Here is a 15,359-nt window from a genome sequence, read left to right on the forward strand (position 1 = left end):
CCATGATGTGCTCATTCAATATACAAAAAATGCGCTAATTAGTTCTAAAAATAAGCTAAAAGTGGTGTGATCTTGACCCGTATTTCGAATGAACTATATGCAACAGATGTTTCTATCCTTTCTGAATGGTAATGAATCGCATGTTAGCGGTGCTGAATTCAAAATATAAATTACTTAATAGTGTCACAGAACGATGACACATAGGGTGTATTGATGTTACATGACTGTTAAGGTGTTGGCACGAAAGAGGGAGTGTCAATGAAGTGGAATCAGTTTAGTTTCCGTCACCGAATGTTGATCATTATGACCTTGTCAGGGTTGCTCCAACTGGTGATATTGTCACTGGCTGGGTTTAGTTATATTAAGCAATCGCAAGAACAAGAAATGGGCTTTAAAGCACAAGGTGTCGCGACATTTTTAGCGCAATCTTCTTCAGTGATAAGCATGATTGAAAACCGTTCCTCGGCAACTCGTCAACATCGTTTCCGTGGCCTGACCGAGATGATAGGGGCGGCTTTTATTGTGATCGGTGACCGTGACGGAATACGGTTGGTGCATCCCATTGATGAACGAATCGGCAAACCAATGAAAGGGGGCGATAACGATAAAGCCCTTGTGTATGGGCAGTCATATGTGTCATTTGCCGAAGGCTCGTTAGGAAAGTCAGTACGCGGCAAGGCGGCCGTATTCGATGCTGACGGAAACATTATTGGCGTTGTTTCGGTTGGGTACTTGCTTGATCGTCTTCAAGACCGCATTGAGCCATATCTGGCTTTTTTATTAGGTATGGCGGCATTGGTTTTAGTGGCTAATGGTATTGTATCAAACTATATTTCTAGGCGTTTTCAGAAGGCGATATTGGGCTTTGAGCCCGAAGAAATAGGTCGATTGTATAGTGAACTTGACGTGACAATGAGCACCATAAAAGAAGGGGTGATCAGCATTGATTCAAATGGAATACTGCGCTCAATTAATACCAGTGCTTGCGATATATTGCAGCTAGATAAGCAGGCGTCACTTAACCAGCCACTAAGTCATGTCTTACCGAATTCGGATTTGCATCATTTACTCGATAGTCAAGAAGTTGATCATGATATTGAGTTGTATTTAAATCAGCGAAGAATTGTCGCTAACCGCGGCCCTATTCTTGTCGACGGTAAGGTTGTCGGGGCCGTATCGAGCTTTCGTCTAAGAGATGAGATTAACGACCTTACGGACCAGCTTTCTCAAACGAAGGCTTATGCAGAAATGTTACGCTCTCAAACCCATGAACACCGCAATAAGCTGAACACTATTAATGGGATGCTTCAGATGGGTGAATTAAGTGCCGTACAACATATGATCGGGCAAGAAACCGCACACTATCAATCCCTAATCGAGTTTTTAAGAGAGACCATCCGTGACCCATTGATCGCTGGAATGTTGTTAGGTAAGACTGAGCGGGCAAGAGAGCTAGGGTTAACCTTAGTGGTTGACCCTGAATCTCGTTTAGAGCCGATGCCTGCCGCGTTGAACTCAGACGACTTGGTGACGATTCTCGGTAATCTTATTGATAATGCATTTGATGCGAGTTTGTCGGCGATTCAAAAAATGCCGAATGAGCGAGAATTACGCGCCACGGTTGAGGTGTCAGTGAGTGATTTTGGCAATGAGATAATCCTCGAAGTGGTTGATAAAGGCTGCGGATTGCCGACCAATCTAGATGTGTCCTCTCTGACACAACGCGGAGTGTCGAGCAAGTCGCCTAGCAACCGCGGGGTAGGGTTGTTCTTGGTTAAACAGTTAACCGAGCGCTATCAGGGGCAATTAGAGTTGATAGCAAATAATGATATGGGGACTCGAGTCACAGTATATGTACCAAAGGATGGATTGGCATGAGTGCAATGACACGTGCAATGATTATAGAAGACGATTTAAAAATCGCAGAACTGCATCGCCGGTATCTAGAGAAAATGGGTGGGTTTGATGTCGTAGGGATTGCAACGTCTTGCGCAGAAGCAGAGATGCAACTGGAGTTACTAGAGCCTGAGTTGGTGATGCTAGATGTGCATTTACCCGACGGAACCGGCATCGATATTTTGGGGCGTTTGAGAACGTTGAACCAGCAGTGCGATGTTATCTTAATCACAGCGGCGCGAGATGTTGAAACTTTGCAGCAAGCCATGCGGGGTGGGGTGATTGACTATCTTTTAAAACCGGTCATGTACCCTCGCCTAGAAGCCGCATTAAAAAAGTACCAAAAACGAACGAAGAAGTTGCATCATTTAGACGGTTTAGATCAGTCAATGGTTGATGAGATGATGCAAAATAACCCTAACGAGTCGGCGGCAGAGAAACATCTACCGAAAGGCATTGACGGGGTGACTCTGGAGAAAATACGGACTATTTTTGTCGATAAGAATCTGTTTACCGCCGATGAAGCCGGTGATTACATAGGGGCGAGCAGAACGACGGCTAGGCGCTATCTGGAGTTTTTAATTAGTACCGGAGAGCTCGAAGCAGATGTTAACTATGGCTCAGTAGGGCGCCCCGAGCGATGTTATCGCCGAGTCCAAAGGGCGTAGCAAAGGATGATTAGATGGAAATTGGAGCGGAAAAGGGTAGTAAACCATCCATTGATATGGAATTGTGTTCTTTGCACCCTTTTACATCTAACGATTATCCGTTACTCATCGACTGGATAACCACGGACACGCTTAACTATCAATGGAGCGGCCCTCAATTTACCTTTCCTTTGACGCATCGACAATTAACGGATCATTATCGTAATCAAGCTGCGCAGCCTTTTTTGTTCCATGTTAATGGTCGTAAGGTTGGGTTTGTGGAGTTAGTTCGAGTCGACAATGACACTCTACGTATCTGTCGAGTGTTTATTCATCCTGACTTTCAAGGACAAGGTTTCGCTTTTAGAATGTTAAAGCGGTTGATCGCACTTGCCACCTCGGAAAACGAACGTTCCGATATTACGCTGTCAGTGTTTTCGCATAACCGTTCTGCTATTCATTGCTATCAAAAATTAGGGTTTGTGCGTACGGACATCGTCAGAAACACTAAATTTGTCGAAGGGCGTTACTGGGACTTATGGTTAATGTCACTAAAAAGGACGAGTTAAAGACATGGCGTATGAACGCATCGTAAATTAACACGACAAGGAAGCACAAACGAATGCTAACCATCGAGCGGTTACAAGCCCATAACCAAACTAATGTGCTGAATTTGTCTGTGCTGGATGCACAGAAAGCGTTTGTTGGTGATATTGCCAACATCATTGAACAAAGCAGTACGCAAAGCTGGGTGTCTCAATGGGTCATTTGGCATGATAGTACCCCTGTGGGATTTTTCTTACTTGATCAGTCTTATTCGAGTCGGTACTCATTTTGCCCGCAAGGGAGTGTTGGTTTGAGGTCATTTTTCATAGACCAGCGATATCAGGGGCGCGGATTTGCAAGACTCGCGCTTGAACAGATTGCCTATCACTATTCCACTTGGTTACGCGAGGAAGTCGGGGATTTGTATCTTACTGTGAATTGTAAAAATCAGACAGCAAGGTCGCTGTATTTGAAGATCGGATTTAATGATACTCAGCGTCTGTATCTTGGTGGAGAAGCCGGGCCGCAACATATTATGTGTTTCACATCAAAGCGCGAAGCTAAAATAGGATTATGATGCCAGCTTGGTATAGGTCTAGTGATTATAGAATCTACTTACTAGCGGACTCCTTGACTGCAGATAGTGCCCATGAATGGAGGCAATGTTGTCATTGATTCTTGAGCTAAGCATCGATAGTCACGATATTAACGAACATACCACTCTCACTTTTTTATTAACAACACGTGCATGTTTGGCACGTCATGTAAGGCCATTGGGGTGATTTCGAGACTTCCACGCTGGATAGAGTCCGGCGCATTCATTTTAGCGTTGCTTGCCGGTACAGTGAACGCCGTAGGTTTACTGGGTTTTCAGCACCAAGCCATATCACATTTATCCGGCACTGCAACGTTACTCGGTACGCAATTATTTAATAGCTGGTCAACGTCAGGTCACTTAATCGCCATTATTATTAGCTTTTTAGTGGGGTCGGCTATCTCAGGGGTGTTTATCTCCAACGTTTCATTGAAATTGGGGCGTCAATATGAATGGTTATTGTGTATTGAGGGCGCGTTATTGATCTTGGCGACGTATTTCTTAGCTCACAACTCTCAAACTGGCAGTTATTTTGCGTCGGCTGCATGTGGGTTGCAAAATGCATTGGCAACGACGTTCAGCGGCGCGGTAGTAAGGACCACGCACGTTACTGGGATTGTTACCGACCTCGGGATCATGATTGGTTCCACGTTGAGAGGTGAAAGCTTTGATAAGCGCAAGGCTAAATTGTTTGTCATTATATTATGTGGCTTTGTGTCTGGTGGCTTAGCAGGCACGATTTTATTTAATCATCTGGCTTTCTATGCCTTAATGCCTCCCGCGATTCTATGCTTGTTGTTGGCGTTGGGATATCGCGTTTATAGAAAGCGAATTGCTTATACAACGCGTTCAGAGAAGTAGGGTTCTGAGATTGATGGAGACGCAGACAGGACTTGATTTTTGAACGCATGTGCCGCTATTGGTTGCATAGATGGGCCGCCTTGCTTGGTGGTTTTGTCGTGACGTGTTGGGAGAGCTGGCGAATCGAGATGATATTCGCGCGGCACCATTCCACATTCACCGTATCATTCCCATCGCATTATTAGAGAATTGCCTTGTCTTGAAGTAAAGTATTACTCAGTGTGCAAGCATAATGAGTAATACCATTCAAGCGCTGAGGTAACGGCGTTTGAAACAAACCACACTGAATTGACCAAACTTGAATCTCGTTATGTCATAGTGACGGCGCCGCTAAATGCTTAACGGTGTGACGTTGTTTTTGGTTAGGCTTATGCACCACATTCACTAATACCTAAATAAAGTTTGAGTAGAAGAGTTTTAGAATGAAACTATCGAAAACAGAAAGTCGTGTTGTAGATCGTACGATTGACCAATGGCTGGAGGAGGGGATCATTACCTCAGAGGATTCTAAAAAACTCAAAGGTAGCTATCAAATAGCCAACATAGATTGGTCGATAATCGCCAAATACTCATTCTGGATAGCTATTGTTTGTATCGTGTTCTCAGTGTTATCGGTGCTACTTGATGAGTGGCTAATTAAGTTGTTTGAAGAGATATTCACGGCGCCAGACACTGTTAAAAGTGGGTTTTTCGCGTTGATTTCAGGGCTTTTTTATACCTTTGGGCTTCGTCGCAAGCGGCTTTCACCGGATAAAATGTTTAGTAATGAAGCCCTATTTGTATTGGGAATAGTCAGCACAGCATTGTCGATTTATTTTCTTGGGCAGGTGATCCAAGCGGACAGTTTAGCAAAATTGATCCTACTCGCTGCATTTGTTTACGGGGTATTAGGGCTCTGGATACCATCTTTGATCGTTTGGTTGTGCGCCCTATTAACGCTCGGTTGTTGGTTTGGGTTTGAAACCTATCAGGCCAGCGAATTGGGTTATTTTATTGGTTTAAACTTTCCGCTGCGTTTTGTGGTGTTTGGCTCGCTACTTATTGGCGCTAGCTCGTGGGCACTGCGCCGTTGGGATTCAAAAGAAGACTTTGTCGCAACTACTCGCGCGGTAGGGCTTTCTGTTTTCTTTATATCCATGTGGCTGATGTCGATTTTTGGCAATTATGGTGATTGGTCGGCATGGAGTGGTGTCGATCAATTCTCTTTGATTCACTGGTCTGTATTACTGCTTATTGCGTCTATTGCATCGCTGTATCATGGTATGAAATATGATGACGAACTGACTAGAGGGTTTGGTTTGATTTTTATCTTCATCAATCTCTACACGCGTTTTATTGAGTATTTTTGGGAAGGGACGCATAAAGCCGTACTCTTCGCGATTTTAGCAATCAGCTTTTGGTTCTTTGGGACTCGAGCCGAAAAGATATACCGTATCGGTCGAGCTAATGAAAAACCAAATTGTGATTAGAAGAATCATGGTTAGCATCTGAATACAACTCGGTTCATCGCCGGTAGGGTTTATGCGCGTGGGGCTGTGGACATCAAATAGAGCGCTTGCTATAGGCGCTCCAGTTCTCACTGCCGCTGGGCGTAAATTTTTACCCCTTAGCCTTCTTGCAAACGGCGCGTACCATACCTTTAAAAATGAAAAGATGAGCAGGCATCATGGCGAACCAGTAAAGAAGCCCTAAAAAGCCCTGCGGGTGCCACCAAGCCGAGATGTTAATCTCTCGCCTATCTCCGAGATCCGTGATGGTAAATTCCAACCTTCCTAAACCCGGCCCTTTCATTCCAAAGAGTAAAGAGAGAAAGCCCGGTTGTTCACAGCGGATGACTTTCCATGAATCAATAAAATCACCGACCTGAAGCGTTGGCCCTTTCGGTATGCGCCTCTTAGGCCGCCCGCCACCAAAGAAAATATCTAACCATTCCCTTGTGCGCCATAAGCTATTAGCAAAAAAGTAGCCTTCTTTAGGGCTGCCAATTTGTTTCACTACATCCCAAAGCGCCTCACTTGATTTAGTCGTGGAGAACGTTGCACCTGTTTTCTTGGGATAATAACCATAACCTGCCTGCCAGCGTGTTAACGCACTCGGATCAAAGCCCCAAACATTACTAAGAACAAAATCCCCATCTTTAGCGACGCTCGTTTTTACTGCTTCTTCATAAGAAATTAATCGCTGAGGGTAACGGGTTTGGATTTTGGTCGAGTCGGCAATAAAATCATGCTCTAACCCCGCCAATAAGGCGCGCCCAATACTTGAAGGTACCGAGGTGACGATGCCTAGCCAATACGAAGCTAGCCTTGGAGTCAGTAGGCTTGTAGCCCAAAGGCGTAGTGGCTTGTTAATGCTGTCGCAAATAATACGAAATTGCTCGTGATAGGAGAGTACGTCGGGCCCACCGACCTCGTAGATAACGGTTTGTGGTCGTTCATCTTTGGCTAGCTGAAGTAGATAATGGTTGAGGTTTTCAAGCGCAATAGGATTGGCTTTTGAATCGACCCATTTAGGTGCAATAAGAATCGGCAGGTTGTAGACAAAGTCACGCATGATCTCATAGGCGGCGGATCCTGGGCCAATGATAACGCCCGCTCTCAACTCTGTAATCGCGACAGAACTGGTTCTTAGTAAATCACCGGTTGCTTTTCGCGCTGCCAGGTGACTGGAGTTACCAGTTTGAGGCTGAATGGCACTTAAATAAATCACGTGTTTAACGGTGCTGATATCGAGTGCATCCTTGACGTTTTGTGCTAGCGTGAGTTCGTAGTCAAGGAAATCATGACCATGCGCCATGCCATGCACGAGAAAATAGATAACATCAAAATTAGGCACGAGTGCCATCGTGGCTTTGCGGTCAGCTAAATCAAGGTACTCGAATGTTAGTTGGGAGTGTGGCATGACCCGAGCTTTGAGGTATTCGATTTGACGAGCGGCCGCGGTAACTTCATGGCCTTGCTCCAATAATAATGGAATTAACTGTGAACCGACGTAACCGGACGCGCCAAGGACCAAAATACGTTTCATTTGTCACTCCATTTATCAAATAATAAGTATTATCTTATTAAAACTTAACATATTTTCTGATTTTTGCTGTGCGAAATATAAAGACATCACCGTTTTCTGCAATATAACTAACTGAATGCCATCACGACAGCTTTTGCGAAAAAGCGATATTTCATTCTTATCTAGATGTGAAAATCGGATAGTTCACCTTTAACAGACCATTTTGGCTTCCTACCTTGGGGTTTTTAGTGTAAATTCACACTCCAATTTTGTGTGTGATTGAAGTGTAGTAGTGCTTAAATTATCTGACCTAAGTAAAGGCTATATCGATGGTGGTGAGTTTCACCCTGTACTGCAAGGTGCAGAGTTGACAGTGTCACAAGGTGAACAATTAGCTTTGATGGGTGAGAGTGGTTCAGGTAAGAGTACTTTACTCAATCTTCTCGCAGGGATAGACAGTGTTGATTCTGGTGAAATATGGTATCCCGATTTCGCGATGCACGATTCGACGGAAAACATGCGAACCGCGTATCGTCGAAACAACATTGGGCATATCTTCCAGCAGTTTAATTTGCTTCCAACGCTCAACGTCGCCGACAACATCCGCTTTTGCCGTCAAATAAAAGGTCTCCCAGAAGATAGGGGCTTGTGGCGTCAAATTCTTTCCGCGCTTGACCTCATGGCTTTATTAGGGCGCTACCCTGAAGAGATATCGGGTGGACAACAACAGCGTGCTGCCATTGCTCGAGCGCTTTATATGGAACCCAAAATTCTTTTAGCAGATGAACCGACAGGCAGCTTAGATGAGCGAAATGCTGAGGCCGTAATGCGCCTTCTTACTTCGTTAACCAGTCAGCTAAAATGTACTTTACTGGTGGTGACACACAGTGAAAAGGTGGCAAGCCATATGGACGGTTGTATTCGCCTCCAAGGAGGACACCTGCATGTTATTGCCCGTAGTTAAAGCGCTACTTGGGCACTATCGCCGTCACCCACTCCAAATTCTACTCGTCTGGTTAGGCTTAACACTCGGTGTTTCACTTCTTGTGGGCGTAACCGCGATCAATCACCATGCTAAACAGGCTTATGCCAGTGGTGAGAAGCTATTTGCCAACCCCGTTCCCTATCGAATTCGTCCCAAGCATGCAGAAACAAAAATCCCTCAAGGCTTTTATGTTCAACTGAGGCGTGAAGGTTTTAAGCAGTGTGTACCGTTTGATATGCATAAAGTGATGACGGCGGATGATTTAGAGTTAAATTTAGTTGGCGTCGATCCTGTCGCATTGTTGCAACTAAAAAACTCCGTCACAATCAGTGATCTCGCCTCACAAGACCTTATGAAGGTACCGACTACGGTGGTCGTCAGCGCTGACTTAGCTGAGCATAAGGGTTGGCAGGCGGGAGATATCATTACTCTCAAAGGGGGCAGACAGATCGGCCCCATCAAAATTGACACAAAAAAGGGGATCCGTGGGACGCGCATACTCGCCGATATGTCTCTATTGCGTAGCCTTAAAAAATCGTCTGGACTGTCCGTCATCGCCTGCGGTGATATGTCATCCGAAAAACTTGAAGCGTTACGTAAACGTATTCCTAACGGGATGACATTATCAAGAAGCTCTCAATCTCAGCTTGAGGCGCTCACGAAAGCTTTTCACACTAATTTAACTGCGATGAGCATGCTGTCTTTTGTCGTTGGGTTGTTCATTTTTTACCAGGCGATGTCGTTATCGCTGGCTCAGCGTCAGCCTCTAGTGGGCAGCTTGCGTCAATTAGGGGTTTCCGGATGGCAACTTGCACAAGCCCTGTGCCTTGAGCTCGCAGGACTTGTATTCCTGAGCTGGTGGGGTGGGAATGTGTTGGGTTTGCTTCTTGCGAATCAGCTCATACCTGCGGTCTCACAAAGCCTGAGTGATTTATATGATGCGAACATTGGACTGAGCATTGAATGGAGTTGGGAGTGGAGCATGTACAGCTTCTTGCTGGCTTTCTTTGGTGCCGTTATCTCTTGTGGCTGGCCATTGGTTCGCTTATTAAAATCTCAACCGATCCGATTATCTTCCCGTTTATCGTTGATGCGCTTTACTGGTGCGGAGTTTACTTGGCAGGCATTCGTAGCATGTGGTTTTTGTGTCGCAGCTATCGCCATCTATCAAGCACCTAAGTCTCAGAGTTCCGGTTACGCCATTATAGTATTGATGCTATTGAGTGTGGCGCTGATTACCCCATTCATTATTTGGAAAGTGTTTACTGCGCTATCGTTTTCTCTGAAATGGGTGAAGGTACGATGGTTTTTCGCCGATGCTGCAGCCAGTATGAGCTATCGTGGTGTCGCCAATATGGCATTTATGCTTGCGATGGCGGCGAACATGGGGGTGGAGACCATGGTTGGTAGTTTTCGTGACACAACTGACAGGTGGTTGACTCAGCGTTTAGCCGCGGACATTTATGTATACCCGACAAACAATAATGCTGATCGCATGAGTAAATGGTTAGAAGAACAACCAGAAGTCGAACGAGTCTGGTGGCGCTGGGAAGAAGAAGTGCCAACTGACAATGGTATGATGCAAGTAGTAAGTACAGGAGACTCTGTGGGCGAGTTGGATTCGCTGACGGTCAAAACGGGTATTCCTAATTATTGGTATCACCTGCATCATTCCAAAGGCGTAATGATCAGTGAATCGATGGCGCTGAAACAAAAGTTGAGGCCTGGTGATTATCTAGATTTGGGTAAACCATTAGGTAAAAACTGGCAGGTGATCGGGGTCTACTATGACTATGGTAACCCTTACGATCAGGTTCTTATGTCACAAAACCGTTGGTTAGCAAGTTTTGCTGGCTCTGGAGACGTGGCGCTTGGCGCAGTATTAAACGACAAAGAACATTCAGTCATGGTACAAAGACGTCTGCAAAGTACCTTTAGGCTAAATACTGAACGTATTTACGATAATACAACGATTCACCGTGAAGCAATGCAGACGTTTGATCGAACATTCGCGATTGCAGACACACTAGGTAACATCACATTGGTTATTGCCGTGTTTGGTATCTTCTTTGCGACAATTGCGGGTGAGGTGTCGAGGCAACGACATACATCTTTATTACGTTGTTTTGGGATATCTGGGCGTGAACTCGTTATCGTCGGTGGATTACAGTTACTGGTCTTTGGCTTGATTTCGGCCGCTATCGCTATGCCATTGGGCATTGCATTAGCGCAATTGATTGTTGATATCGTTATTAAGCAGTCATTTGGTTGGTCTCTACAACTGCAAATCGTACCTTGGCAGTATCTCACCACCAGTTTGTGGAGTTTACTTGCTCTGGTTGTTGCAGGTGCTATTCCTGTTCTCCGACTGATTCGAAATTCGCCTATAAATTCGTTAAGAGACGCTTTGTAAATGACCCGACTTAAAAAAATAATCTTTTTCAGTTGCTTAGTCGTCGTGGTTACGGCTTCGTTTGTATGGGTTGTTAAAGATGAAGAAGAGCGTATTACCCGCTCTAAGACGGCACACATCAACACTATATTTGGTTCACCAGGAAAGAAAGTATTTGAACCCGTATTGCCTGACCGCGCGGTTAAACTTCCGGAAGATTTTAGTTTTCATCCTGAGTTCCACCATGAATGGTGGCAGCTTGTTACAGAATTGACCGATCAACATGGGCAGACCTATTGGCTGAGATGGCGCTTCTTTCGCTATGCCAGTGATGACCGAGTTAAAACAGGGTGGGAAGACCCTCAAATCTATATTTCCAATGTTGTTCTAACCAGTCACCTGGGAATGTTTACCGACCAACGCATATCGCGCGGAGGCATTGGACAAGCGGGTGGTGTCAGTCGTCCATTCAGAGTATGGATTGATGACTGGTCTTGGCGTTCTCTGTCGAGAGATCCGATGCCCGGTAATCTAAAAATCGCGACCGAGAAATTTAAGATTAACTTGCAGCTTGAGCAGAAAGGCAAGTATGCCATCATCGGAGAGAACGGCTATCATGCGAAACATGACTTGCTGTCGCGAGCGTCTTATGTTTTTGAAGCGCCTTTTATCTCTGCATCGGGTCAAATAGCATTAGCCGATGGACAAAAATTATCGGTGACTGGAGGCGCATGGCTTTCAAAAGAGTGGGGCAGTGAGTTAGTCGGGCGAAGCTCGGTTGGTGAAGATAATTTTATTATCCGTTTGTCAGCGCAAGAGGTTCTGACAGTGAGTCAATATCGATACAACAGAAATATGCCGTTCACTAGCGCAAGTTTGATTGACCAATCAGGTGCGGTGACCACCATTGACGCTGATGATATCGCGTTACGGGTGTTGAATTATACCCAAGTGGATACGGGGGCTCGCGTGCCTTTAACGTGGAGTATAAGCGCGCCCAAGTATGATATTGATGTGACCATAAAAGCGGACGATAACGTTAACTGGGTGAATTTTGTGGTACCTCAATGGCAGGGGCCAATTCACACAACAGGTACACACTCGGCATCAGGTTACATGCAGCTCAACGGATATTGAGCAAGATCTCCCCCTCTTGTTACTGCATAAATGTTGTAACTCAACAACATTTGTATTCCATCATTTTTTTCTCTAAATTTAATTAATCAAGATGATATTGACAGCCGCCTACCCAAGGCGGCGGTTTAGTCTTTTCTCGATAATTATGCACTATACTGATTGGTGATGAGCGAAAATAAAATGAATTTTTCGAATGATTTTCCTTTAATGTTCGGTTATTCCGATGTTTAACCTCTGAACAATCGATTTTTTCTGTAATTTAACTAGATATAGAATCTAACTATTCAAACAAAACGAATAACTATAAAGGGTTTATATATGAACGACGTCATTCGTGACTTTTTTAAGATGGAATCAGCAGGTGGTATCATCTTGGTGATTGCAGCTGCGATTGCGATGGTTGTTGCTAACTCTCCTCTCAATGAATTATATCAAGGTGTACTTCATACCTACGTCTTCGGTTTATCTATTTCACACTGGATCAATGATGGCCTAATGGCGATCTTCTTCATGCTGATTGGTTTGGAAGTTAAAAGAGAGCTTTTAGAGGGGGCATTGAAGTCTCGCGAAACGGCTATTTTCCCTGCAATTGCCGCGGTTGGCGGTATGGTTGCGCCAGCACTGATTTATGTTCTATTTAATGCCGGTGACCCTGAAGCAATGAGCGGTTGGGCTATTCCAGCAGCAACCGATATTGCATTTGCACTAGGTATCATGGCTTTACTTGGCAAACGAGTACCTGTGGCATTAAAAGTATTCTTGCTAGCACTTGCTATCATTGATGACTTAGGTGTTATCGTCATTATTGCTCTGTTCTACAGCAGCGATTTGTCGACACTAGCGCTGACAATTGGCTTTGCGATGACCGCGCTCTTATTTGCGTTGAACTCGAAGCAGGTGACAAAGTTGCCAATCTATATCGCGGTCGGTCTCGTCTTGTGGGTGAGCGTATTGGCTTCAGGCGTACATGCTACGTTGGCTGGTGTGGTGCTTGGTTTTGCTATTCCACTCAAAGGCAAACCTGGTGAGCATTCTCCACTTAAACATATGGAGCACGCGCTTCACCCATATGTTGCATTTGGTATTTTGCCAATATTTGCTTTCGCCAACGCGGGCATCTCTCTTCAAGGTGTTTCAATCGAAGGTTTGACATCAATGCTACCACTCGGTATCGCTGCGGGGCTATTGATTGGTAAGCCACTTGGTATCTTTAGCTTTAGCTGGGCGGCGGTGAAACTAGGCGTGGCTAAATTGCCAGAAGGCGTGAACTTTAAGCAAGTATTCGCCGTGTCAGTACTGTGTGGTATCGGGTTTACCATGTCGATTTTTATTGCGTCACTTGCATTCGTTGGCGTGAGTCCAGAGTTTGACACTTATGCTCGACTAGGCATCTTGATGGGCTCAACGACAGCTGCAGTCTTAGGGTACGGATTGTTGAACGCTTCGCTTCCAAAGGAAGCCGCTCCTGAGCCAAAAGAGCAATACTAATTCCTCAGGATTATACTGATGTAATTAAACCCAACTTCGGTTGGGTTTTTTTTGTGCTAAAGAAATGTGTTGATAGCTCGATCTGCGCTTATCATGACACCTTATGTCGAGTGGTATTCAAGAATAAAAAGACGGGTTTTCTTAAGATAAAATCGAGATATTATTCGAATCGCTTTCATTCGATCGGGAGCATCGCTAAAATAGCGCCTCTTTTAGAAAGGGGAGCACCATGCACCAATCACTGAAGTATATTACGGGCTATCCCCCGAACTTGGTTGAGCAGGTGTCAGGCCTGATAGCGTCGGGTCGTTTTGTGGCTTGGTTTGAGCAGCGTTACCCTGAATCGCATCAAGTAAAGAGCGAAAAAGCGCTGTTTGACTATACGATGAAAATTAAACAACGTTTTATGAAAAAAACAGCCCCAATTACGAAAGTGGTGTGGGACAGTAAAATTCATCTTATCAATAATGCGTTAGGCTTACACACCTATGTGTCTAGGATTCATGGCGGAAAACTAAAAGCGAAAAATGAGATACGTATTGCGAGTATCTTCAAAGACGCACCGGAAGCTCTATTGCGCATGCTCGTTGTCCACGAGCTTGCTCATGTGAGAGAAAAAGAGCATGACAAGGGGTTCTACCAGTTGTGTTGTCATATGGAGCCTGATTATCATCAGCTTGAATTTGATGCCCGTCTATTTATGATTTACAAAGAGTTGATGCATGAAAACGCAAAAAAACGCTAGACCAAACCACTACAAATCAAATCAAACAAAAAATAACGACTCAGGCGCACCGTTGGTCACGATACGAAATGCAACGGGCCTGCATAAAAATAACCGTCATCATGGACGTTATGACTTTGATGCACTCGTAGCAGCGTTGCCAGAATTGAAGTCGGTGATGACCCAGAACCCATCAGGTCAGGATACAATCCCTTTTTCTGACCCTGCCGCGGTGAAATTGCTTAATAAAGCGTTACTGCTATCCGAATATGGCTTGGACTATTGGGATATTCCTGATGGCTTTTTGTGTCCACCTATTCCAGGACGAGCGGATTATATACATTGGATCAATGAGCATCTTACCCAAGACCTGTCAGTTGCAGGAGCGAAGATAAAAGTGCAAGCGCTTGATATCGGAGTGGGTGCCAACTGTATTTATCCAATCATTGGCGCTGCCCAGTATCATTGGAATTGGGTGGGCTCAGAGATTGATCCTGTCGCGGTTGCGTCAGCGAAAAAGATCGTATCCCAAAACGTAAAACTCCTGAATAAAATTGACGTGCGCTTGCAAAGTAGTGCAAATACTATTTTTGACGGCGTGATTCAACCCGGCGACTTTTTCGTTGTGACGATTTGTAACCCTCCGTTCCACAAGTCATTAGAGGACGCCAAGCAAGGGTCCGAAAGAAAAATCAAGAATCTCGGGCTAAACCGTAAACAGCGAGGTAGTGAGCCTGCCACCTCAGCTAAGACGTCGTTGCTTAACTTTGGAGGACAAAAAGCCGAGCTATGGTGTCCTGGTGGTGAGTCTGCGTTTGTATCAAAAATGGCGAATGAGAGTCAATGCTACTCAAACCAAGTAATTTGGTTTAGTACCTTGTTGTCTAAAAAAGAGAACATTGAGCCGTTGACGAAACAACTGGAAAAACTTGGCGTCTCTGAAGTCGTCATTCAAGAAATGACCCAAGGACAGAAAATAAGTCGCTTTGTCGCTTGGACCTTCATGCCGAAAAAACAGCGCGCACAATTTGGTAAAACACTCAGATAAGCGTACGTGTGCTCGTTGCAAGCGCTGTTCATTG

The 15,359-nt window shown here is 44.9% G+C and carries 13 protein-coding genes; 12 read left to right on the top strand and 1 reads right to left on the bottom strand.

The genetic code is table 11. The features are described 5' to 3' along the window. Window positions 1–258 precede the first annotated feature (258 nt). The 6 genes from ACE1OE_RS06090 (at window position 259) to ACE1OE_RS06115 (ending at window position 6,014) form a co-directional block, all read left to right on the top strand. Entirely contained in the window at window positions 259–1,878 is a 1,620-nt protein-coding gene (locus ACE1OE_RS06090; RefSeq protein WP_102470669.1) for an ATP-binding protein, read from the top strand. After that, a complete protein-coding gene (locus ACE1OE_RS06095; RefSeq protein WP_102470670.1) occupies window positions 1,875–2,564 on the top strand; it encodes a response regulator in 690 nt (229 codons plus the stop codon). Before ACE1OE_RS06090 ends, ACE1OE_RS06095 begins: the two co-directional genes overlap by 4 nt. Window positions 2,565–2,578: 14 nt before the next feature. After that, the gene (locus tag ACE1OE_RS06100) at window positions 2,579–3,112 is read left to right on the top strand and encodes a GNAT family N-acetyltransferase (RefSeq protein WP_102470671.1); all 534 of its coding nucleotides are present in this window, start codon (window positions 2,579–2,581) and stop codon (window positions 3,110–3,112) included. Window positions 3,113–3,165: 53 nt separating this feature from the next. Next, window positions 3,166–3,666, top strand: coding sequence for a GNAT family N-acetyltransferase (locus ACE1OE_RS06105; RefSeq protein ID WP_449210461.1), 501 nt, complete (start codon window positions 3,166–3,168; stop codon window positions 3,664–3,666). A 201-nt stretch (window positions 3,667–3,867) separates the two neighbouring features. After that, entirely contained in the window at window positions 3,868–4,545 is a 678-nt protein-coding gene (locus tag ACE1OE_RS06110) for a YoaK family protein (RefSeq protein WP_449210462.1), read from the top strand. A 422-nt stretch (window positions 4,546–4,967) separates the two neighbouring features. Further along, window positions 4,968–6,014, top strand: coding sequence for a hypothetical protein (locus ACE1OE_RS06115; RefSeq protein ID WP_449210463.1), 1,047 nt, complete (start codon window positions 4,968–4,970; stop codon window positions 6,012–6,014). Window positions 6,015–6,144: 130 nt separating this feature from the next. Here the strand turns inward: ACE1OE_RS06115 and ACE1OE_RS06120 are convergent, their stop codons facing one another. Continuing rightward, on the bottom strand, window positions 6,145–7,572 hold the full coding sequence (locus ACE1OE_RS06120; protein WP_449210464.1) for a DUF2867 domain-containing protein: 1,428 nt from the start codon (window positions 7,570–7,572) through the stop codon (window positions 6,145–6,147). Between the two features lie 271 nt (window positions 7,573–7,843). Between ACE1OE_RS06120 and ACE1OE_RS06125 the strand changes: the two genes are divergently transcribed. The 6 genes from ACE1OE_RS06125 (at window position 7,844) to rlmF (ending at window position 15,325) form a co-directional block, all read left to right on the top strand. Beyond that, a complete protein-coding gene (locus ACE1OE_RS06125; protein ID WP_102470676.1) occupies window positions 7,844–8,515 on the top strand; it encodes an ABC transporter ATP-binding protein in 672 nt (223 codons plus the stop codon). Further along, complete coding sequence (locus ACE1OE_RS06130; RefSeq protein ID WP_372060322.1) at window positions 8,496–10,949, top strand: ABC transporter permease; 2,454 nt, start codon at window positions 8,496–8,498, stop codon at window positions 10,947–10,949. Before ACE1OE_RS06125 ends, ACE1OE_RS06130 begins: the two co-directional genes overlap by 20 nt. Continuing rightward, window positions 10,950–12,065: a lipocalin-like domain-containing protein gene (locus tag ACE1OE_RS06135; protein ID WP_449210465.1), complete on the top strand. Its 1,116-nt coding sequence runs from the start codon at window positions 10,950–10,952 to the stop codon at window positions 12,063–12,065. It begins immediately after the preceding gene. A 318-nt stretch (window positions 12,066–12,383) separates the two neighbouring features. Further along, window positions 12,384–13,553: a Na+/H+ antiporter NhaA gene (nhaA, locus tag ACE1OE_RS06140; RefSeq protein WP_449210466.1), complete on the top strand. Its 1,170-nt coding sequence runs from the start codon at window positions 12,384–12,386 to the stop codon at window positions 13,551–13,553. A 229-nt stretch (window positions 13,554–13,782) separates the two neighbouring features. Beyond that, window positions 13,783–14,298 (top strand): YgjP-like metallopeptidase domain-containing protein, encoded by a 516-nt coding sequence (locus ACE1OE_RS06145; RefSeq protein WP_372060320.1) that lies wholly within the window; start codon window positions 13,783–13,785, stop codon window positions 14,296–14,298. Next, window positions 14,276–15,325, top strand: a complete 1,050-nt coding sequence (gene rlmF, locus ACE1OE_RS06150) for a 23S rRNA (adenine(1618)-N(6))-methyltransferase RlmF (protein ID WP_449210467.1) — start codon at window positions 14,276–14,278, stop codon at window positions 15,323–15,325. Before ACE1OE_RS06145 ends, rlmF begins: the two co-directional genes overlap by 23 nt. Window positions 15,326–15,359 lie beyond the last annotated feature (34 nt).

This window comes from Vibrio sp. E150_011 (assembly GCF_053544015.1).